23 protein-coding genes are annotated in these 21040 nt (G+C 57.8%); 14 read left to right on the top strand and 9 right to left on the bottom strand.

Annotated features, from left to right (window positions below):
* Positions 1 to 27 precede the first annotated feature (27 nt).
* From AC0YKC_RS30255 to AC0YKC_RS30225, 7 genes are all read right to left on the bottom strand, one after another.
* Positions 28 to 1041, bottom strand: a complete 1014-nt coding sequence (locus AC0YKC_RS30255; RefSeq protein ID WP_488513688.1) for a 1-aminocyclopropane-1-carboxylate deaminase — start codon at positions 1039 to 1041, stop codon at positions 28 to 30.
* Between the two features lie 228 nt (positions 1042 to 1269).
* Positions 1270 to 1491, bottom strand: coding sequence for an exopolysaccharide production repressor protein (locus AC0YKC_RS30250; RefSeq protein WP_488513696.1), 222 nt, complete (start codon positions 1489 to 1491; stop codon positions 1270 to 1272).
* 120 nt (positions 1492 to 1611) lie between these two features.
* Positions 1612 to 1929: a ferredoxin III, nif-specific gene (fdxB, locus tag AC0YKC_RS30245; protein ID WP_488513687.1), complete on the bottom strand. Its 318-nt coding sequence runs from the start codon at positions 1927 to 1929 to the stop codon at positions 1612 to 1614.
* A complete protein-coding gene (locus AC0YKC_RS30240) occupies positions 1926 to 2129 on the bottom strand; it encodes a CCE_0567 family metalloprotein (RefSeq protein ID WP_488513686.1) in 204 nt (67 codons plus the stop codon). The genes fdxB and AC0YKC_RS30240 overlap by 4 nt, the downstream gene beginning before the upstream one ends.
* 20 nt (positions 2130 to 2149) lie before the next feature.
* Entirely contained in the window at positions 2150 to 2671 is a 522-nt protein-coding gene (locus AC0YKC_RS30235) for a DUF269 domain-containing protein (protein ID WP_488513685.1), read from the bottom strand.
* A gap of 287 nt (positions 2672 to 2958) precedes the next feature.
* Positions 2959 to 4116, bottom strand: coding sequence for a TlpA disulfide reductase family protein (locus AC0YKC_RS30230; protein WP_488513684.1), 1158 nt, complete (start codon positions 4114 to 4116; stop codon positions 2959 to 2961).
* Between the two features lie 197 nt (positions 4117 to 4313).
* Positions 4314 to 4799, bottom strand: coding sequence for a hypothetical protein (locus tag AC0YKC_RS30225; protein ID WP_488513683.1), 486 nt, complete (start codon positions 4797 to 4799; stop codon positions 4314 to 4316).
* A 938-nt stretch (positions 4800 to 5737) separates the two neighbouring features.
* Here AC0YKC_RS30225 and AC0YKC_RS30220 point away from each other — a divergent pair.
* The 3 genes from AC0YKC_RS30220 to AC0YKC_RS30210 are packed head-to-tail and all read left to right on the top strand — an operon-like array spanning position 5738 to position 8488.
* Positions 5738 to 6424 carry a response regulator gene (locus AC0YKC_RS30220; protein ID WP_488513682.1) on the top strand — a complete coding sequence of 229 codons (687 nt, stop codon included), beginning with the start codon at positions 5738 to 5740 and terminating at the stop codon, positions 6422 to 6424.
* A gap of 31 nt (positions 6425 to 6455) precedes the next feature.
* Positions 6456 to 7913, top strand: coding sequence for a type II and III secretion system protein family protein (locus AC0YKC_RS30215; RefSeq protein WP_488513695.1), 1458 nt, complete (start codon positions 6456 to 6458; stop codon positions 7911 to 7913).
* Between the two features lie 14 nt (positions 7914 to 7927).
* Complete coding sequence (locus AC0YKC_RS30210) at positions 7928 to 8488, top strand: CpaD family pilus assembly lipoprotein (protein WP_488513681.1); 561 nt, start codon at positions 7928 to 7930, stop codon at positions 8486 to 8488.
* A 970-nt stretch (positions 8489 to 9458) separates the two neighbouring features.
* Here the strand turns inward: AC0YKC_RS30210 and AC0YKC_RS30205 are convergent.
* On the bottom strand, positions 9459 to 11336 hold the full coding sequence (locus AC0YKC_RS30205; RefSeq protein WP_488513680.1) for an HrpF/NolX family T3SS translocon protein: 1878 nt from the start codon (positions 11334 to 11336) through the stop codon (positions 9459 to 9461).
* Between the two features lie 298 nt (positions 11337 to 11634).
* Positions 11635 to 12333, bottom strand: a complete 699-nt coding sequence (locus AC0YKC_RS30200; RefSeq protein WP_488513694.1) for a secretin N-terminal domain-containing protein — start codon at positions 12331 to 12333, stop codon at positions 11635 to 11637.
* 188 nt (positions 12334 to 12521) lie between these two features.
* Here AC0YKC_RS30200 and AC0YKC_RS30195 point away from each other — a divergent pair, with 188 nt between their 5' ends.
* The 11 genes from AC0YKC_RS30195 to AC0YKC_RS30145 all read left to right on the top strand — a co-directional run bounded on the left by AC0YKC_RS30195 (position 12522) and on the right by AC0YKC_RS30145 (position 20902).
* Positions 12522 to 13013: a nodulation protein NolB gene (locus AC0YKC_RS30195; protein ID WP_488513679.1), complete on the top strand. Its 492-nt coding sequence runs from the start codon at positions 12522 to 12524 to the stop codon at positions 13011 to 13013.
* Positions 13014 to 13022: 9 nt separating this feature from the next.
* Entirely contained in the window at positions 13023 to 13889 is an 867-nt protein-coding gene (sctJ, locus tag AC0YKC_RS30190) for a type III secretion system inner membrane ring lipoprotein SctJ (RefSeq protein ID WP_488513678.1), read from the top strand.
* A gap of 13 nt (positions 13890 to 13902) precedes the next feature.
* Entirely contained in the window at positions 13903 to 14511 is a 609-nt protein-coding gene (locus AC0YKC_RS30185) for a nodulation protein NolU (RefSeq protein WP_488513677.1), read from the top strand.
* Position 14512: 1 nt separating this feature from the next.
* Complete coding sequence (sctL, locus tag AC0YKC_RS30180; protein WP_488513676.1) at positions 14513 to 15136, top strand: type III secretion system stator protein SctL; 624 nt, start codon at positions 14513 to 14515, stop codon at positions 15134 to 15136.
* Entirely contained in the window at positions 15133 to 16491 is a 1359-nt protein-coding gene (sctN, locus tag AC0YKC_RS30175) for a type III secretion system ATPase SctN (RefSeq protein WP_488513675.1), read from the top strand. The genes sctL and sctN overlap by 4 nt, the downstream gene beginning before the upstream one ends.
* Positions 16467 to 17003 (top strand): hypothetical protein, encoded by a 537-nt coding sequence (locus AC0YKC_RS30170; protein WP_488513674.1) that lies wholly within the window; start codon positions 16467 to 16469, stop codon positions 17001 to 17003. The genes sctN and AC0YKC_RS30170 overlap by 25 nt, the downstream gene beginning before the upstream one ends.
* Before the next feature lie 87 nt (positions 17004 to 17090).
* On the top strand, positions 17091 to 18107 hold the full coding sequence (gene sctQ, locus AC0YKC_RS30165) for a type III secretion system cytoplasmic ring protein SctQ (protein ID WP_488513673.1): 1017 nt from the start codon (positions 17091 to 17093) through the stop codon (positions 18105 to 18107).
* Complete coding sequence (gene sctR, locus AC0YKC_RS30160; RefSeq protein ID WP_488513672.1) at positions 18100 to 18765, top strand: type III secretion system export apparatus subunit SctR; 666 nt, start codon at positions 18100 to 18102, stop codon at positions 18763 to 18765. Before sctQ ends, sctR begins: the two co-directional genes overlap by 8 nt.
* A gap of 29 nt (positions 18766 to 18794) precedes the next feature.
* Positions 18795 to 19043, top strand: coding sequence for an EscS/YscS/HrcS family type III secretion system export apparatus protein (locus AC0YKC_RS30155; protein WP_488513671.1), 249 nt, complete (start codon positions 18795 to 18797; stop codon positions 19041 to 19043).
* Positions 19044 to 19049: 6 nt separating this feature from the next.
* Positions 19050 to 19868 (top strand): type III secretion system export apparatus subunit SctT, encoded by an 819-nt coding sequence (gene sctT / locus AC0YKC_RS30150; RefSeq protein ID WP_488513670.1) that lies wholly within the window; start codon positions 19050 to 19052, stop codon positions 19866 to 19868.
* The gene (locus tag AC0YKC_RS30145) at positions 19865 to 20902 is read left to right on the top strand and encodes an EscU/YscU/HrcU family type III secretion system export apparatus switch protein (protein WP_488513669.1); all 1038 of its coding nucleotides are present in this window, start codon (positions 19865 to 19867) and stop codon (positions 20900 to 20902) included. The genes sctT and AC0YKC_RS30145 overlap by 4 nt, the downstream gene beginning before the upstream one ends.
* The last annotated feature ends 138 nt before the right edge of the window (positions 20903 to 21040 follow it).

The following is a 21040-nucleotide window of genomic DNA, read 5'->3' as shown; positions in this document are numbered from 1 at the left end:
GGTCATTTCTGACACGGTCCGTACGGCTCAGCCGTTGCGAAAGCTGTAGCTATAGCCGTTGATCGCCGGCGCACCGCCGAGATGCGCGAAAAGGACCCTCGAACCTTCGGCAAAAAAGCCTTTCTGGACCAGGTCGATCATCCCTTGCATCGATTTTCCCTCGTAAACGGGATCGGTAATTATACCCTCGAGCCGCGCGCACAGACGAATAGCATCCTTGGTTTGCGATGAGGGAATGCCGTAACAGGGGTGAGCGTACTCCTCGAGCAACACCACATCTTCCTCGACCAGTCCCATTTTGAGATCGACGAGCTCCGCTGTATGTTCGGCAATTGACAGCACTTGCGCCTTGGTTTGCGCTGGAGTGGCAGAGGCATCGATACCGATGACATTGCGATGTCGACCATCGTTGGCAAATCCGACGAGCATGCCGGCATGTGTCGAGCCCGTGACGGTGCAAACCACGATAAAGTCAAATGCGAACCCAAGCTGTTTCTCCTGAGCGCGCACCTCCTCCGCGAACCCCACGTAGCCGAGACCACCATATGGGTGGACGGACGCGCCAGCTGGTATTGCATAGGGTCTGCCGCCCCTCGCCTTGACCTCATCGAGCGCATTTTCCCAACTGCGGCGAATCCCGATGTCAAAGCCCTCGTCGACCAAATGCACCTCTGCTCCCATGATGCGGCTCAGAAGAATGTTGCCGACACGGTCATAAACGGCATCCTCGTGTGGGACCCAGCTCTCCTGAACCAGGAGGCATTTCATGCCAATCCTGGCGGCGACCGAGGCCACGATGCGCGTGTGGTTGGACTGCACGCCGCCGATGGAAACAAGCGTATCGGCGTCTGAGGCGATGGCGTCTGGGATGATGTATTCGAGCTTGCGCAACTTGTTTCCGCCAAATGCGAGTCCGGAGTTGCAGTCCTCACGTTTAGCGTAGATTTCCACCTTTCCCCCCAGATGCCTGCCAAGGCGGTCGAGTTTCTCGATGGGCGTCGGTCCAAAGGTGAGCGGGTAGCGCTCGAACTTTTGAAGCATGTTGTCTCCGGCAAAAACCTAGCTTGCAGGGTCGGCTAAGAGGCGGGTTTGCTTTTGCGGCACGCGGCGTTGTCCGATGCTCAAGGAAGGCCGATCATTATATCCAGCGTCTCACAATCAAGCGGTCGGGGATGCAACCTGCTACGATCGACTCCCACTGCAGGTCGAACTGAAGAGTTGCATTCTGCGGGGACTGGATGACTGAAATGTTGGTCTTGCCACCGCGCCTCAACGAAATCGCGACATGCGGCCAATTGCAAGACGCTGAGGCATGTCTGAGGATCCATCGGCCACCTCATTGTCGTTCGGCGCAATCGGATTTTCTTGCAACGACCGAAATGTTCCGTTCTTGCAGCCCCTGCTAGCGCAGCCGGATCGCCAGACCAGAAAGAGCACGCTTGCGAAATAGGTCAGCTGAAGGAGCAACGAACAAGCAAGTGTCGTGACCACCACTGCGCGGATGGAATGCGAAGCGACGTAGACGCTCGAGGCGACGGCACACAGCACCAGCCACAGGACGAGACAGAAGGTTCTATAGGGCAACTCCGTTCTCCTGGTTTGTCGGCCATGTCACGCAGTGATCTTGTCGGCCGCAACATGTGTCTGGCAGTTCTTCGGGCAGACGCGTGCGCAGGCTCCGCAGCCGACACAGCGGCCAGCATGGTCGACGACCATGATCATGCGATTGAGCTCGCCATCGAAATCGTCGTCTTCGCCGTCGCAGCGGCCGAGGATTTCACCAGCGTCATCGACGCCGTAAAGGTGCATGACCTCGCGCGAGCAGACCTTGAAGCAACGGCCGCAGCCGATGCAGGTCGTGCCGTCGATAGCGGTGAGATACTGCGGCATCCAGGCGGATCCGTCGCGGGTGACGAAAGCGTTCGTCATCGCGAATTCTCCCGCGCAGCGAGGTCCCTCTTGGCAGCGTCCCACTCGGCAAAAACGGCGAACGTTTTTGCGGCAACCGCCTTGATCTCAGTCCAGTTGACCGGGAGGTCCTCGGCAAGATCGTGCAGCTCCATCTTCGCAGTTCCCGCACGCGATTGCAGCCTGCGGACCTTCTTCTGCAACTCCTCGAGATCTGACATTAATCCGTCTCCGGTTTTCATCACGCCATCGCCACGCCGGCACAGGGCTCAGTGTCTGCTGTCGCATCGTCGACCAGTTTGCTACCGGCTTCCGCGAGTTGCCGGAAAGTCTCGAAGCCGAACCGATCGACATCAGGACAGAACGAGCAAACGCCTGGCCCCGAAGCGCACGCGCCCGGAGGCCTTACGGTTCTCATCTCCATGATTGGCGATGTCACCGGGCGAAAACGCTCCGCGATCGCAAGCCCGACGGCGGTGTAAAACATGTCGAGCCTCCACAGCACGTCCGGATCGGGATAGCCGATGCCAGGAATCGCACGGCACTGTTTTTTGGTGACGATGAAGTCCGCCAGCAGCGCGGCGTCCGATTTGCCTTCCCACAAGCAGTAGGCTTCCTGGGCACGGATCACCCGCACGAGACATCTGACGAACGGGGTGGCAAGGGCCGCTTCGTCCTCGTCGACCGCAGGGGCTAATCGCGGCGTCACACATTTCAATTTCCCCATTCCTCTTCCTTGAAGGACGATTTCTTTCTTCGGCAACGCCTACTTCGGGCACACTTGCGCGGTCGGCGCCCAGTCCGGGGCGCGCAATTCCACGAAATCGATGGGCCGGTGGCCAACCTTGGAGGCGTCTTCGAGTGCAGGGCCTTCGCCGATATCCGTGCAACATCAACTGCATCGCGATGTGACCGCAGGTCGTCGCAAGATTGGAGTCCCCTTGAAACTCCCGCAAACGATTTACCTGGCACCGCATCGGGCCTATTTGCTGCGGCCACGCCAAGTAGCTGGACGAATTGACCAGTAAACATGCAAACTGACGCGCCTTTTTACCTATTTTGTCCGGCCGGCCGCACTTTGGTATTTTTGGAAAATGTTCTGCGCAGACGCGCAGAGAGCGCTGTCACAGTCCTCCCAGCCTTGTAGTTGGCCAAGGCCTGCAGCAAATCTGGCAGGAGATGTCGTCTCAAGCCGTCCGGGACAGGCTCCGGGGCATCGAGCGACTTCAGTGCCAGCTTCAGCAACTCGATCGCGCAATCCTTGTTGCCACTCTCGTAATAGTACCTGGCGACCGCAGGATAGGACTGGAACTTTGGGCGGGCGCCTTGCGCGGGATTGAGTGCGAGTATGTGTTCGGACAACTCTTTGCCGATCGCGAAGCGCTCGGCGGACGGGAAGCGCGAATGGTCATGTGCGGGACCGAAGAGTTGGTCCAGGGCTGCAAGCATCCAGTTCTCGGAGTTTCTGTCGATCGCATCGCGAACCAATTCGCGCATGAGGGGCACGCCGGTCCACATGTCATGCATTTTGTGAAGCACCAAATGCACATGAGCCAAGCGGAAATGGATATCGTCCGGCATCAAGGCGACGCCCTGTTCGATTACCGAGAGCGCCGCCTTCCAATCCTCTTTCCTTATCGCCGCACAGAATCTGTCCTTGATCGGCTTCTTCAACGCCTCTACGCGCGCTATTGCATCGTTTCTGGCGATCTTCTCCATATCGGCCGCTTTCGCTTCGTCGTTGGCGCGCCAGTTGCCGTTAAGGACTTTCGGCAACACCTCTTCGAGTTGCCTCGGATGCCCGATGAAGGCGATGTTACCGTCCCGGTCGACCACGAACGAGGTGGGCAGCCCGACAGAAAAGTTGGGCTCCCTCCAAAGCCTGTTCCTATCCCCTGAGGAATCGAATGCGACCGGATAGTTCAGACCCGAGAACTTTTCGGTTAGCCATGCGTCCAGCTTGGCTCGGGCCTCAACAGGCGAGAGAGCGTAATCATCGGCAGCGGTTCCGACGACCTCAAGTCCGCCGTCCTTATATTTCTCTTGCAGTTGCACCAATTGGGACGCCGCCGCTGCGCATGATCCGCACCAAGTTGCCCAAAACGCGAAGACGTACACTTTGCCGGATTGGAAGCTGGTGAGGGGCTCACCACACACCCAGGTCTTCGCCTTGATCGAAGGAGCCGGTGAGTCGATCCGAAATGCCATATTGCTCTCCAAGGCTATTGCGGCGAGGCAGCGCGACTTTATGCGCGAGCTTGTTTGCGTCTTAGCGAGGGGCACACAGGTTCAAGGAAGGAGACCATCGCTCGTCTCGCCCGTCTGGTGCATCCTCCATTAACTCAGTGTGTGTTGCCGCATTCATTGTTGCCGGATTTCAACGAGCAAAGGTCGTGCCAACTCGCTCAGCGCGCAGTGCGGGATGACTTCGCTTGAAAGCCGCCACCATCCCAAGATACGCCTTGTATTGAACCCGACATGTTTTCTGTCGTTGTCAGGTTTCGGACATGCATCACGCGCTCAGCGCCGCCGTTGGATTTGGCCAGACTGGTCATCATCGTCTGCTTCGCGCGCTGGCTTCTGGACCCTGTGGCGGCGGATCTCGCCATTTGCAATTGTAAGGGGCCGTTCCGTCCGCGTAACTCCAGTGCCCCTCGCCTGCTGGGACATTGAACCCACGAGTTGGCGACGTGGGTGTCCTTACGACGGCGACGCCACAGCGGCGGCTCGTCAATACCGCCATTCTCAAATTGACGACGACAGGCTCCATTTATTTCTCCGATCTGCATGACCGTCGACGACAGGAAATTCGTTGGGCGCAAACTGTCGGGGATGTCCGCGGCGAACCTCAAGACAGCGAGAATAAAGTGAGCCCTGCCGTCGTCCTGCATGCTGGGTCCGTGGCTCGGGACACGGTCGAGCGCGCCGACAGTTATGCCCCGACCACGATACCTGAATTGAGACTGCGCACGGTGCGCAACGCGGGCAGCCAAGCGATCAGAGGGGTCCTCTAGCGATAAAGGAAGGTTCGCGGCTCGCCGCCAGCGCGATCCATGGCCGCCTCTCCACCGGCGACACGATCGAGACGCTCCTGGAGGACCTTCCGATAGTCCGCGTCGCGCTTTAGCTTCGATCAGTCGACAAAACGCAGCGGAACGCATGGTCTCCGCTCGGGCATCACGTCACGGCGTCTCTCTGTCGGCATTGCCAGGGGAAGCTCAACTGGCCAGTCGATATGGGGTGAGCAGGCCATCGTCGGCGAAGCGCCGCGCTCGCTTCAGACACTTGGTCTCACCCACACGCACTGACAGCGGCACCTATGTCGTGACAGCCTCGTCAAATCCCTATGCGCATCTGCGCTCGGGTACACCCAATGTCGAAGGCTTAGTCAGCCTGTACACCGATCGAGGTCATTTCGAATGTCGGTTCCTTGAACGGCATCGGGATAACCGGAATGCATCCACCGCGTGGATGCCTCCGAGCAGAACAATCGATTGGTCCTTCAAAGCTAACACCTTTAGTCATCGAATCATGGGCTCCGGGCAACGCTGGGCTGATGAAAGCAGGGCGGTACATGCAGGAGGGTCGATGCGCAGAGAAATCGCAGGCGAGGTTGGTGGCATTTTGTGCCGGCCGACCGTCGGTTTCGGTCCGCAAACAGGTATTCACATGATCTTATCCGCGGCTGCCGGCATGCGGCTTGCATGCTTCAGCAATTACTCATGCGAAAGAGTGGCCACGACTGCGCTCCGCGCGACTTCTGCTGTTACCCCGGGTCCTGGCTGACGGTGACGCTTAATTGATTTTCCTGCATCGATTGTGAGGTGACATGCGAACGTTGATCGTTGATCATCATACGGCTTTCGTGCGCGCTGTGCGCGTTGCGCTCGTGGATAGCGGTTTTGCCGTTGACGTAGCTTGCACTCTGGAACAGGCCTCGAGTGCATTTCATTGCGCGAGCTATGAAATTCTCCTGCTGGAGTTGGGTCTGCCCGATGGCGATGGCTTGGGCTGGCTGAAGGAGCTAAGGAGCGGGGGCCATTCAGTTCCTGCCATCATTATGAGCAGTCTTGGCGATCGCGAGAAGCGAATCGCCATTTTCAATGGTGGCGCGGACGATTTTCTACTCAAGCCGGTCAGTCCTGAAGAGCTCATCGCCAGAATGAGAGCCATTCAGCGCCGGTCGACATGGATGACTGACCCCATCCTTGTATTTGGCAATCTCAACTTCGACCCGATCAGCCGAGAGATTTGCGTTGCAGGTCGTCCCCTGACGATCGCACGCCGCGAACTATGTATTCTTGAGCATCTGCTTAATCGTGCAGGCCGCATCGTGCCGCGTGAGCAGCTGGAAGGCCATCTCTATTCGTTCAACGAAGAAGTATCTACCAACGCGCTCGAAGTCGGAATCTATCGCCTACGTGGACATCTAAAGAGGTCAGGTGCAACGCCACTGATCAAGACCGTGCGGGGCATTGGTTACATTCTTGAATTGCCTGATGCGGCATCCGCATAGTTGGTCATGTGACAAAAAGAATGTCTTGAAAATGGTTCGAACTCGTCATCCTGGCACCAATCGGCGGCCAACCCTCATCGACGATTTGAGAGCTACTGGCTGTCCTTACTTGGGCCCTCTCCTGTGCGCACTCATGCTGTTATCGCCGCTTTCTGCCGCGGCTCAAGAAAACGGGGATGACGTGAAGCCGGCTGCCGCTTCCAATAGCATCCATGCCACGCTGAACCTTTCCTCTTCGCTCGGCAAGACAATCCATCTGCCCGGCCCAGCCGCTACCATCTTTGTTGCCGACCCTACGATCGCCGATTATCAGGCACCCTCGAACAAGACCGTCTTCGTCTTCGGCAAGAAAACCGGGCGGACCAGCCTGTTCGCCTTGGATGATAGGGGCGAGGCTCTGGCCGAGCTGCATATTGTCGTCACGCAACCGATTGGCGATCTGCGGGCCATGTTGAGGGAGCAGGTCGGCGACTATCCGATCCGCGTCAAGTATACGCCGCGCGGCGCAATCCTTAGCGGTACAGCGCCCGACGCAGCAGCCGTCGACACCGCGAAAAGCGTCACTGAGCAATTTCTCGGTGACGGTGCGCAGGTCGTCAATAACATCAAGGTCGCTGGTTCCTTGCAGGTCAATTTGAGTGTGCGCGTTGCGGAGGTCTCCCGGGGTGCCATGAAGCAACTGGGTATTAACCTGTCGGCCTTCGGACAATTCGGCAACTTCAAAGTTGGTTTGTTAAGCGGCGACAAAGGTGCTGGCTCTGGTGCGGCCGGTGGTGGTGGTACAGCAGAAATCGGATACGACGATGGCAATGTCAGCATCGGAGCGGTGCTCGATGCTCTCGCCAAGGAGCACATTGCTTCCGTCTTGGCTGAGCCGAATCTCACTGCGATGTCCGGTCAGACCGCTAGCTTCCTCGCAGGAGGGGAATTTCCTATCCCTGTCCCTCAGCAAAATGGGCAAGTTTCGATTGAATTCCGTCGCTTCGGCGTCAGCCTCGAGTTCTTACCCACAGTTCTCAGCAACGACCAGATCAATATTCGCGTAAAGCCGGAAGTGAGTGAACTCACGTCACAAGGCGCCGTTCAAATCAACGGCATCTCAGTGCCGGCAATTTCCACGCGCCGTGCCGACACAGTCGTCGAACTCGCCAGCGGGCAAAGCTTTGCGATTGGTGGGCTGATCCGGCGTAACGCCAGCAATAGCATCAGTGCTTTCCCAGGGCTCGCCGAAGTCCCGGTCCTTGGCGCGCTGTTCCGTTCGTCCTCGTTTCAAAAGGATGAGTCGGAATTGGTTATTTTGGTTACGCCTTACATCGTAAGACCGGGATCGAGCCCCGACCAGATGAGCGCGCCAACGGACCGCAAGGCTTTGCACTCGGACAGGGGTGTTACTGTGACCAATTCGTTGGCAACTGCGCCGCGAGGCCGCGCTGCTGTGCGCACCGGCGCGCCAGATGCCAAGAGCAGTGACGGCTTTATTATCGAATAGTAGGTATTGTAACGTTGCGGATCAAACTTCTCCTGGTCGCCCTGACGACAAGCTTAGGTGGCTGCGTAAGCTCACCGATCTACGTCGAGCCATCGACACCGATTCTCATCCGGCAAGAGAGCTCCGTCTTCATATTGGAAAGCCTTCGCGCTTCAGAACTGCAGCGTCTGCGCCTTTTCCTCGAGAGGGCCAGCAGGGGTCGGCGCGATGCGCTTCGTCTTCTTATCAGCGGGTCGCCCCTGCTCCGCGCAGAGGCAGTCCATCAGGCGAAGCTGATGGGCATCGGCGCTTCCAACATCCACTTGCTGGACCAACACGACGGCCGCGCAGCGCGAATAGAGGCGATTGTCTATCAGGCCCGCCCTCCTGTCTGTCCGTCGTTTTCCAGTACGGGACTCAACGATGAAACCTTCGACCAGACACTTGGCTGTTCCACACGCCACAATCTCGCGGTAATGATCAACGATCCGCGCGACTTGTTCGACAACAAGGCTGTCACACCAAGCAAGGGTGATCGTGCGGCCATCCCGGTTGCCAAGTATAGGACATTCACCGCGGACAAAAATGGTGAGTAATTTCGTGTCCTTCCTCTTCGCCCGATAGAGTCGGCACCTGCTCCAGGAGGTACGATCGAGGATTCCTCGAATTCGCTATGGCTGACGCAAACTTGTTTAAATGCTCGATCGTCGCCTTATCGTGGTCATTGGACAACCCGGATGGGTACAGGCTGCCCCTCACCTCACGACGGCGGGCTGAGCTGACCAGTTGCTTGGGATACAGCGGTAACTGTCACCGCGACAGGGTCGACAATTCCCCCAGCACCCTCTGGCCACGGACCACAGCAACAGCACTGAGCGACTATCGTTGTCGGGATCCGAAGCTCCGCGCCGCCTTTATCGCCGGCGAACGACTTGGTTTAATGGCGAGGCGCCTCCACCGGGGCCGGGCCGTGTCGAGCAAGTCAGCGCGGCTGCCTGGCCGTGAGCCAGGCGGGGCCGTTACGCAACCATGGGCCCCGGGCTATCGGAGGTCCCGTCTTCGCGGACGCCGCACCTATCAGCATGTTAGCCGTCCGCAGCTGATGATGCGGATCGGCGCGGTTTCCTTGCTATATCCAGCTAGACAAGACGGATAGCATCGTCATCATTGACACCCGGCCAGGGTCGCGACCGATGTTCGGGTTGCGGCCGGGCTGACCGGAGCTAGGCTCCACTTTGTGCGGCAATCCTTTTGAAAATCCACCTCCTATGAGGCCTTGGTGTTGCTCTCTGCTTGGCGCGCAGAATTCCTGCGGGGTTGCCTTTTCGAGCTGTACTCACCTTCTCATCGGCCAAGTGCAAAAGTAGATCCACCGGATCAAGCTGGACCTGCTCCGGACCGGATCTCGAACTTCCGATTTTCCAGCCGCCGATCAGATCGGCGAGCTGGAGGCAAAGCCTGCGCGGCGGCCGATCGACCGCATGGACAAGGTACGCGCAGGAAAGCGCACGTCAGGCAATATTGAGACAAAGCCGTTGTGCCGACCCGGTTGGGAACACCACCGGCTTATGCAGGCGCGGAGTTAAGGCGTGCGTGCAGGTTATTCAAATAACCTTCCGCATAGGTTTGAGCCACGGTAATCGGCAGATTGATCCCGGCCGTGGCGGCCTCTTCGAGCGCCTTCTTCACGAGTCCGTTGCGAATTGCCAGTTTGACCTCAGGCCCCGCAATGAGGCCGAGCGCCTGTGATCCGATAGCGATGCCAGCTTCTTCCAGGGCATGCTTCATATTGCCTCCGGTAATGGCTGTACGGACAAGATTTTCCGCTTGCGCCTCTGATGCAAGCGCCATCGATGCAACATCGGCTATTTGTCCGATGCCGGGGACGAAGCTAAGCAAGCCCACCGCCGTTGCAGCCCAGTCAAGAATTTGAGAGTGAATTTTGAGCACTCCGGCTACCGCATGCATGAAAGCTCCGCCGTTCTTTTTGGCTGACTTGGTATCAGGCTGGTCCGTCAGGCCCGCCATCATGTCCGAAGTGGCTTCCTGCTCCGCAGCGGTTTCAGGCACATGGGTCTTTGGCTGCTGAACGGCGCGATTCGCAGACGACATACCGTCGTAGAAGTGGGCAAAATCGTTTTTGCTGATGTTTCCGGAATCGACCGTATGCCCGCCGCCGAAGTCGAAGAAACGATGGTGGGTCTTGTAGCCTGTGATCGAATTGTTGAGCAGGCTGAACAGTAGAGGATCCGCGAGTAGCTGTGAGGCCGCTTGCTGCACTTTTGGATCCAGGCTCTTGTCCGCTGCCATCTTCTCGAGCTTATCACGAGTCAGGACACCGCTCCCAAAGAAGGCGTCCTGGTTGCCCTTGATCGTTTCGATAGTATCCAGCTCGGTTCGAGTGAGGCTCATCGCTGATGAAGCGACCTGCAGGAAATCTTCTTTATGAACCTTGTCTATCTCACCACCGTACAACTGCTTCCACTCAGATGGGTGATCGACGAAGTACTGGGCCGCAGCAATGACCTGGGGCGGACATTTGCCGGTTTTGGCTTCGCCTGAAACGATCTGCTTGAAATCAGCCACACTGAGATTCTTCGGCAGGTTTTCGGAGTATCGGTAAAGCTCGCGCATCGCATCGCTCGCCGTCATGACCGACGGCTGTGCATTTTCAGTGCTGTCGGATGGAATGTAGTTCTTTGTGTAGTTTTGCGCCTGCTGCTCCTGAAACGCCGCAACTTGTGGGTGACCGTTGGAGAATCCGGCCAGATCCTTCGCCTTGATCTTTCCGCCGCAGCGGCCATCGCCCTGCGAGCCGATCGCGTAAAAGAGCTCTGGATCCTGCTGCAAGGCCTCGATCGCCGCTTTCAAGTCCGGTGGCGTGGAGGGATCATTGGCTTTCTCCCCCAACGATTTCCAATCAAGGGGCATTAGGTCCTTGTGACGGTTCAGCACCGCCACGATCTGCAACTCCCGATCGGTCAGCGAGCCTCCGTTCCACGTGATTCTGTCGCTCCTTATAGGCGCGGGCGCCACGGGCTGGGGATCGGTCGCAGTGGCCTGGGGATCGGTCGCAGTGGGCTGAGGCTGCTGATCCATTGCTTCGATTGCCGCCCTCATATGTGGCGGCAGAAGGTCCAGTGGGTGCCGGCTCAACTCTTCCAGGGAGGACGCGGCATCCGACACCGGTTCCGATGAGGGCCGGTACAATCCTTCAGGCAAGTCAACATTCCGCGACAGCGCATCCCGAAGCGCGAAGGGACCATCCTTTGTTTCGAGCAGGTAACTAGACAGCATCCCGTCAAAGGACGGCGCTCTTTGCTGAGTCCTGTCTAATGCAGATGCCGAGCTCGACCAGAGCTGTGCAAACTGCGAGGGGTTCAGGCTTTTGTCCAGCGAGAGATCCGTGCTGCTGTAAACGTTTGTGGCGCTATTGATCGACATTTTTGGCTCCTTAGACGTGACTGCAATCCCCTAGGAGGGCGACGCCAACGTGTTCATGAACTTTAACAATTCCAGGCATTGGCCGGGACGCCAACTCGCCCCTTGCCCACTTTGATTGCTCCGCTCCTTGATGGCTCGAAGGTTCAACTCCGGCACAACGGCCAGTGATCGTTTGAGATCATGAATCCCACGATGAGCCGTTTAGCTTTCGAGAACCTGACGAATTGGAAAGAAATGCTCAATTAGGATGCGGTTGCTGTTGATGCCTTCTCCGGCCAACTGCGGCGATCCATAGGTATCATTTCTGACTCAGCTGGGGCTTCGCGCCATCTTGCTGTGGCACGTCAGAAGAATACGAGGCTTCTGGCTGCCCATCGCGGACGACCATGGTGGAGGAGCCGCGAAACAATATCATCGTAGATTCCCTCGTCGGCGCCGGTGCGACGCGAGGATGCGCCTGCGCCTCCGCCACGAGGCCATTGAACGTCTGTTCCACGAGAGCGATGAAGCGCGGCGGACCGGAAACCAAGACGAGGCCATTTCCCGGCGCGGGTCTCACGACATAGCGGTTATCGGAGATGCCAAATTTATCGAGAGCCGCCTTGAACGCTTCGAAGCGAATCGAAGTCAACACAAGCATCCGCGTTTGCGCCTCATGTGCGGCAGTTACATAGAGCACAAGCCCATCATAGTACCATTGGAGATCGTACACCTTGGTCAACCGGTCGAGGAACTCGCGCGGTGGCAAATCTGGCATGCGCCCGCGAATCCGCCCCTTCACCTCGGGGCTGATGTTGATCGTGATGTTCAGGTTGTCGCCGAAGTCCTGCAACGCGGCAGAGAGATCCTGATCCAGAACCGTGTACCTATAGGGTGTGGAGGGCAGCGACAGAGGGACGGCGAGAGTTGTGTGAATTCCGATGGAGAAAAGAAACCCCAGGCAGAGAAGTCTCTTCAAGCTGTTCAGGATCGTGGATCGGATGAGCGTTCTTGACATGTTGTCGTGATAAACCAAAGGCTGAAACTCTCACAAGTCTCTAAAGGCCGGCATGTGACTTTTTAAATGATCAACCATGGCCTTCGTCAGCTTGTCGTCAGCTTGCCTCTGTAGGCATCGACACAACAGCGGGTAACAACCGGCTGGGCTCATCCTGCGTGGGAGAGAAAACAATCGGGTATTGCATAATGACGCCTGTCACTTCGATCGCTGCCAGTCTGACGGATTTTCTTCCCCGGGCCGCGTCACCGTCATTGGGCGAACAGGCGCAGTTCGATCGCGCGCTAACGCAGGCGGCAGCCTCGATGAAAGACGATACCGTTTCTGAGCAAGCGAGAGCGGCGCCAGTTGTCGCGCAGTTGGATGTGCAACGCGCGGCTGCACCGACAAGCCCACTGGGCGACCGCGTGCTCGAGACGATTTCTTCAATGTACCGTGTCAGCGCAGTTACGCCTGCAGCGCTTGACCATCACGTCGCCCTGCAGAAGGACGCTCTCGCTCAGCCGACACAGAAGCTCCCCGTCGAAAGTGGGGGACCCGGAACGCAGCCAGGACATGATTTCGAATCGATGATTGCTGATCTGCGCGATGTCTATAATGGCGTCACCCAAGTTTCCCTTATATCCAAAGGTGTCAGCGGCATCACCTCATCTGTGAACAAGCTCTTGAAAGAGGGATGAACGGCCCGCATGACTGGCTTGGCCCATGGCGAGATCATGCGTAGTCGCCCGCCTGGTTGGCGATCGCTTCATTTTGTCGTGCTGCCACTTCTCTTCGCCCTGAGTGGGTGCAAGGTCGACCTCTACACGCAATTACAGGAGCGCGAGGCGAATGAGATGGTCGCTCTTCTGATTGACAATGGGGTTGATGCGGTCCGAGTTGCCGCCAAAGATGGGACCAGCACGATCCAGGTCGACGAGAAGCTGCTTGCGCGCTCAATCAACCTGCTGAATGCCAAGGGCTTGCCCCGCCAATCTTTCAAGAACCTCGGCGAGATTTTCAGCGGATCAGGCCTGATTGCCTCGCCGACCGAGGAGCGTGCCCGCTACGTCTATGCCCTGAGCGAAGAGTTGTCGCGAACGATCAGCGATATCGATGGCGTCTTCTCGGTGCGTGTTCATGTCGTTCTGCCGAACAACGACCTGTTACGATCGGGCGGCACGCCATCCTCGGCCTCGGTTTTCATCCGGCATGACGCGAAAGCAAACATCTCAGCTCTGCTGCCCCAGATAAAGATGCTCGTCGCTGACAGCATCGAAGGCCTGTCCTACGAAAAGGTCGAAGTAGTTCTGGTGCCGGTGGAACCGTCCATACATGAGCAAAAGCCTCCACAACCGACTGTTTCGGCCCAAGCACCGAGATCCGATCCAGCGCCACTTCTGGCAATCGTGACGGGTGTTGCCGCGGCTGTGTTCGCAGTGGCGTGCTATCTTCTGGCCAGTGTTCTAAGGCGTCGGCGCAGGCAGTCATCGGGCGAACTAGCCAAGGTCGAGGGCCGCCCCGGTGGGTCAGCCGTCGAGGCTATTCGCAAAAAGCTCATCGGCCATAGGGCATAGGTAATATACCCAGATGCCGACAGCGATAGAGACCGCCGAGCGTGATCACGTACGCCTGAGCAATCTTGCTGCTTCGGCGCATCCAACTCGTCTTGCGGCATGTCTTGATCCGGCGTTGTCGGCTGCGACATTGGTGCAGTTGCAAAAGTGTCCCAGGCTGCAACCAAGACTGGCAGAACTGCTGCTTGACAATGGAATGGAATCGAACGGAAGCGGCTGGGGGCCGGATCTTCTGCGCGGATATGATCCGCGTCGGGCTGCCCTCCTTGCCGGGAGTATCTGGCATGCCCGTTCGCTGCTGAAGCTCGTTTCAAAGCCTCACCTCACCGCGCTTGTTGGACATATCGGCGAGGATGCCCACGCGTTTGGCATCCGACATCTGGAGCACGCGATTGAGACCAGCTTGATTGCTGATCCGGAAAAACTCGCGCAGCAAATTGAGCACGATGGACATGCCTGCCTTGGCGCTTGGCTCGATGACAGTTCGGCGCGTGAGCGTAAACGCGTGCTTCTGCGGTTGCCCGTCGGGACCGCCGCCGAGAACCCAGCGCCCGAACACAGGAGTGCCTCGGGCCAGGTGTTTTCGCTTGTCTTGGCCCATCTTGAGACGGAGTCCAGGTGATATGACACCCGATGTTTCAGCAGCACGCGGCGCGCCGCAGATGCGCCCAGTCGGACCACTCATAGCGGCGCGTGAACTCGATATCTGGCACAGCGCCACGGAGGCACTTGACGCAGCAAAACGGTATCAACAGCGGGTTCGCAGCCATGTACGCGCAGCTTACGAGCGGGAGCGGGCGCGCGGCCATACCGAGGGCTTGCATGCAGGCGCGGAAGAAATGGCAAGGCTGGTTGCGCGGGCAGCCTCCGAAGTGGCGCAACGAAAGGCGGTTCTGGAGCAGGAATTGCCACAGCTGGTGATAGAGATCCTAAGCGATCTCCTGGGCGCATTCGATCCGGGGGAGCTGTTGATGAAAGCGGTTCGCCACGCGATTGAGAGCAAATATGGCGGCGCTGAAGTTTGCCTTCATGTGTGTCCCACACAAGTCGATTTGCTTGCGCGTGCGTTTGTTGAATGCGACGGGCGGGAGGGTCGGCCGAGGGTTCGCATCGATCCGGATCCGGCCCTGTCGCCGCAACAGTGCGTGCTGTGGAGCGAGTATGGCAATGTCGATCTTGGACTTGATGCACAGGTGCGCGCACTGCGCACTGGCTTCGGGTTGCATTACGAAGAAGGCGAAGCGTGATCACGCCCGTTCCGCAGCATGATAATGTCGCCGGCAGCCGGGTTCCCGATCCGGCGATCGCGTCTTTGAGGTCTACAGCAAAGCAAATCGACACGCGTGTCGTACGCGGGCGGATCACGCGGGCTGTCGGTACACTCGTCCATGCCGTCTTGCCAGACACGCGGATTGGGGAACTTTGTTTGCTCCAGGATACGCGGACCGGCCTGTCGCTCGAAGCCGAGGTGATCGGCTTGTTGGACAATGGGGTGTTGCTCACGCCGATCGGTGACTTGATTGGCCTGTCCAGCCGCGCAGAGGTCATATCCACTGGACGTATGCGTGAAGTGCCAGTGGGCCCGGATTTGCTTGGCCGTGTGGTTGACAGCCGTTGCCGCCCGCTTGACGGCAAAGGCGAACTCAGGACCGCCGAAACGCGCCCGCTGCACGGCAGGGCGCCCAATCCGATGACAAGGCGTATCGTCGAGTTGCCGTTCCCGCTCGGGGTGCGTGCACTGGATGGTCTCCTCACATGCGGCGAGGGCCAGCGGATCGGGATTTATGGCGAGCCTGGCTGTGGCAAGTCGACCTTATTGTCGCAGATCGTAAAAGGCGCTGCCGCCGACGTTATCATAGTCGCGCTCATAGGAGAGCGGGGACGTGAAGTTCGTGAGTTCATCGAACGGCATCTTGGGGAGGAGGGTCTGCGCCGTACGGTCGTTGTCGTAGAAACCTCCGACCGCTCTGCTGTGGAGCGGGCACAATGTGCCCCTATGGCAACCGCACTAGCGGAGTACTTTCGCGAACAAGGGCTACGTGTTGCGCTCATGTTGGACTCGCTGACGCGCTTCTGCCGCGCCATGCGCGAAATAGGCCTTGCTGCGGGCGAGCCTCCGACCCGGCGTGGCTTTCCGCCTTCCGTTTTTGCCATGTTGCCAGGCCTGCTGGAGCGTGCCGGCATGGGTGAGCGCGGCTCAATCACGGCCTTCTACACTGTGCTTGTCGAAGGCGATGGCACAGGCGATCCCATCGCGGAGGAATCGCGCGGCATTCTCGACGGCCACGTCGTGCTGTCACGCGCTATCGCGGCGCGATCGCATTTTCCCGCTATCGATATCCTGCAGAGTCGCAGCCGCGTGATGGATGCGGTCGTGTCCGGGGCACATCGCGAGGCAGCATCCTTCTTCCGTGAGCTCCTCTCGCGCTATGCCGAGACCGAATTTTTGATCAACGTCGGCGAATATAAGCAAGGCGGCGATCCGCTAACGGACCGGGCTGTCGCCTCGATTGGCGAACTGAGGGAGTTTTTGCGGCAGGGCGAAGGCGAAGCGTCGGATTTTGAGGAAACGGTGGCATGGATGTCGCGTCTGACCGCGTGAATCGTATTCACGCTTCGAGGTTACGGCTTCTGAAGGATATGCAAGAGCGTAGTGCCCTTAGGGAGCTGTCCGAGAAGGAAGCCGAGTGCCGTAGCGCCACCTTGGCCGTACGGAATGCCTCCCAGGGGCTCGCAATCGCACAGCAGCATTGCGCAAGGGCCGAAGCGGAGCACTACCAGGAGCTGATGTCGCTCGACACCTTGTCGAGCGCAGCACTCGACCATCACCACCTTCGCATTGAGCGGCTTGCGGCTGAGGTCAACACCAGACGCCAGACGCTTGATGATGCGCGCGCCATCCAAGCAAAGGCCGAGACAGCGGCGTCAGAGACGAGGGCCTTGTGGGTCAGACGTTCGGCGGCAACGCGCAAGTGGCAACAAATCGAGGATGACGTCCGGCGCGCCGTTGATATTCATTCGGAGGCCGCAGGCGAAATAGAGGCTGATGATGAGATGTCACTTCGATACGGGCGGGATTCGCTGGCCCGAATGTCGGACAACGAAATCCGATAGGAAGCTGAGGATGACGCGATTGAGCAGCTTAGAACCGCCTTGGTAGCCCCCGTGGTCACACCTACTATATTCGAACCGGCCCTAACGGTGTCCCACGAGGTTGTCTCGTGGGTCAACGATATAGCGACCACCCGTAAGCCCTTTCAGAGCCGCATCGGCGACCAGCCGCTGTCGGTTCGCATGGATGGGATTGTCTGGCGGCAGGAACCAGCCTCCGCCATTCCAATGCTTGACTGCGTGTGGCGCGTGGGAGCTGAAACGATCGTGTTGTCGTTGTCGCGACGGCTTATAGAGGCGCTCGTCACGACTGTGCAGAGCGGCCTTGCTTTCCCTTCGGAGCCTACTGCTTCGCTCATTCTCGAATTTGCACTCGAGCCGCTTGTCGCCCGACTGGAGGAGCAGACGCAAGCAAACGTGCAGCTCTTGCATGTTCGCGAAGCGATGACACTGGCTCCTCATCTAGGACTTGATATCACCTTCGGGCCGGTCAATGGCAAGGGCCGGCTGTTCTTGTTCTCGCCTCTGGATGGCTCGGTGCCATCAGCTTTCCGCGCGTTCGGCAAACTGGTTGGCCGGTTATCGAGACAGCCACGCGAACTAGCTCCAGAGCTGCCGGTCATAGTTGCAGGACGGATCGGCACGCTTTGCGTTCCGGCGGCGCTTCTTCGCAAGGCAAGCGTCGGTGATGCTCTGTTGCCAGACGAGTCGCCGTTCGGCCGCGGCCAGATTGCACTATCCGTGGGCCGGTTATTGGCCGAGGCAGATATTGAGGGCGACCACCTGATCCTGCGGGGGCCCTTTTGTCCGCAATCTTGGCCCTTGGAGAATATGCATATGACGACACAATTCGAATTGCAGCAAGAACCGTCGGAAGCTGATCTCGACGATGTCGAGGTCGTGCTTGTCTTTGAATGCGGCCGCTGGCCGATGCCTCTTGGCGAATTGCGGAGCGCCGGCGAAGGGCATATTTTCGAACTCGGTCGACCGATCGAGGGTCCGGTCGACATACTTGCCAATGGTCGGCGTATCGGGCGTGGCGACATCGTGCGGATCGGAGATCAGCTCGGCGTCAGACTACGCGACAGGTTGGCATGCAATGACTGAGGTTCAGCCGGCGATTCTGTCGCTTCTTGCCATTACAGCGGGACTTGGCCTGCTGGTTTTAGTAGTCGTCACAACCACGGCGTTTGTAAAGGTCTCGGTTGTTCTGTTTCTCGTCCGCAATGCGCTCGGTACTCAGACGATACCGCCGAACATAGTGTTGTATGCTGCGGCATTCATCCTCACCATTTTCGTCAGCGCGCCTGTTATTCAACAGACCTATGATCGGATGACCGATCCGAAGTTCCGCTATCAAACGTTGGATGACTGGGTCAACGCCGCTAAAGCGGGGAGCGAGCCCATGCACGAATATCTCAAGAAGTTCACAAATGATGAGCAGCGCCGTTTTTTCCTCTCCTCGACCGAGAAGCTCTGGCCCGAGGAAATGCGTGCCAAAACCACACCTGATGATTTTGCCATTCTCATACCATCTTTTCTAATATCCGAACTCAAGCGTGCGTTTGAAATAGGCTTCCTTCTCTATCTTCCTTTTATCGTCATCGACCTTGTCGTAACGACGATTTTGATGGCGATGGGCATGTCGATGGTATCGCCGACAGTCATATCTGTTCCGTTCAAACTCTTCTTGTTTGTTGCAATTGATGGCTGGTCGAGATTGATGCACGGACTTGTGTTGAGTTACGCCACACCGGGAGGTTGATTATCACTCAATCCAGTATTGTCACTTTTATGAGCCAGTCCTTGGTGGTTTTCATGATCTGGATTCTGCCGCCGCTCATTGCATCCGTGATCGTTGGCCTCGTCATTGGCATCATCCAGGCGGCAACGCAGATCCAGGACGAGAGCTTGCCGCTCACCGTGAAGCTTTTAGTCGTGGTCGGGGTGATTAGCCTGTCTGCCCCTGTGCTAAGCGCACCGCTCATTGGGCTGGCCGACCAGATCTTTACCGGCTTTCCCACAATGACACCTGGCTATTAGCCCCACATGTATCCGTCATCGGCAGACATACAAGTCCTGATCCATGCGGCGATCGAAGTTGTCGTTGCAGGCGGCCTCGGTACGGCCCGCACGATAAGCATTATGATGGTTCTTCCGTTGTTTGCACGGGCGCAGATCGGCGGACTGGTCCGGGGCTGCCTGGCTGTTTCCTTCGCACTACCATGCATCGTACACGTCAGGGATGGGCTGCAGGCACTCGATCCTGAAACACGCATCCTCCAGGTGGCTCTGCTCGGATTGAAGGAGGTATTTGTCGGCCTGCTGCTTGGCACTTTTCTCGGCATCCCGTTATGGAGCCTTCAAGCGGCGGGCGAGTTTATCGACAACCAGCGTGGGATTACCAGCCCATCCGCTCCGTCCGACCCAGCGACGAACAGCCAGGCTTCCGCTATGGGGGTTTTCCTCGGAATCACTGCAATTACCATCTTCGTCGCATCAGGAGGCCTGGAGGCCGTGATCAGCGCCCTTTACGGCAGCTTCCAGATCTGGCCCGTGTATCGGTTTCACCCTACGATGAGCGCGCAAGGAGCAATGCAGGTACTAAGTCTCCTCGACCACATCATGCGCACGACATTGTTGGTCTCCGGGCCTGTGGTGTCCTTTCTGCTGCTTGTTGACATATCAATGATGATACTGCGGCGTTTTGCACCGCAGTTCAAGTCGAGCCAACTATCCCCGACGATCAAGAATATCGGTTTTCCGATCATCATGGTTACATATACTACCTTTCTCATCGAGGGGATGAAACTGGAGATTACACAAGCGAATGGCACGCTTGAGTGGCTCGACGGGCTGCTAAAATGAGCGATGCGAGTGAAGAGAAGACATACCCCGCCACCCCGAAGAAGCTGAGCGAAGCGCGAAAAAAGGGGCAGATTCCACGCAGCGCAGATTTCGCCCGCGCTGCCGCCACTTGCGTTGGGTTCGGCTATATCTGGCTAAGGGGGCATGTGATCCAAGACAAATGTCAGGAAGCGCTACTGTTAGCCGACAATCTGCAGAATCTGCCTTTTGATCTCGCGGTGCGGCACGCATTGGTCCTGCTGGCAGAACTTATGCTGAATACTGTTGGTCCGCTGCTTGGAAGCCTGGTCGCCGCCGTAATTCTGGCTGGATTGGTAGCCAATGGTGGCTTTGTCTTCTCACTAGAGTCTATGAACTTCAACTTCGACAAGATTGACCCGTTTCAAGGGCTGAAGCGCATGGCGTCTGCGCGCTCTGCAGTGGAGGTTGGCAAGACATTTTTCAAATTCATGGTTCTCAGCGCAATCTTCCTCCTCTTCCTTCTCGGCACGTGGAAGACGATGGTCTATTTGCCGGTCTGTGGCATGGGCTGCGTCGGCCTCGTGTTTACACAGGCGAAGCTGCTGAGCGAGATTGGCGCTGGTGCACTTCTTATCGGCGGACTCATCGATCTTCTGGTCCAGCGTGCGTTGTTTATGCGCGAAATGCGCATGACCAAGACCGAGGTGATGCGCGAGGTGAAGGAACAACAAGGCGCGCCCGAGTTGAAGAGTGAGCGGCGTCGCGTCCGCGACGAGTCTGCTGGCGAACCTCCGCTTGGGGTGCACCGGGCCAACTTGGTCTTCAAAGGGAGTGGGATATTGGTCGGTCTGCGTTACGTTCGCGACGAGATCGGGATACCGATCTTGGTTTGCCGCGCAGAGGGCGATGCTGCTTCAGACATGTTAAATGAAGCGCGGGCACTACGTGTCCACATTGTCGATGATCATGTGCTTGCCCATCAGCTCATCAGCACGATGAAGCTGAGCGACGCCGTCCCTAAACAATTCTTCGCGCCTGTCGCAAAAACACTTATCGCCGCCGGCCTAGTATAGGTTTGGCGCATCACTCGACCGCCGTCAGCCGTAGTAGATTTAAATTACCGTCGACGAGTCTCAAGTCAGTCTGATTCGTTTTTCTGCAGCCGGGCAATCCATCGTCAGCTAGTCGTCAACTAAGCGCAAGCACATTTC

The sequence above is a fragment of the Mesorhizobium sp. CNPSo 4661 genome, from assembly GCF_057784215.1.
This window is presented reverse-complemented; position numbering and strand designations above follow the sequence as displayed.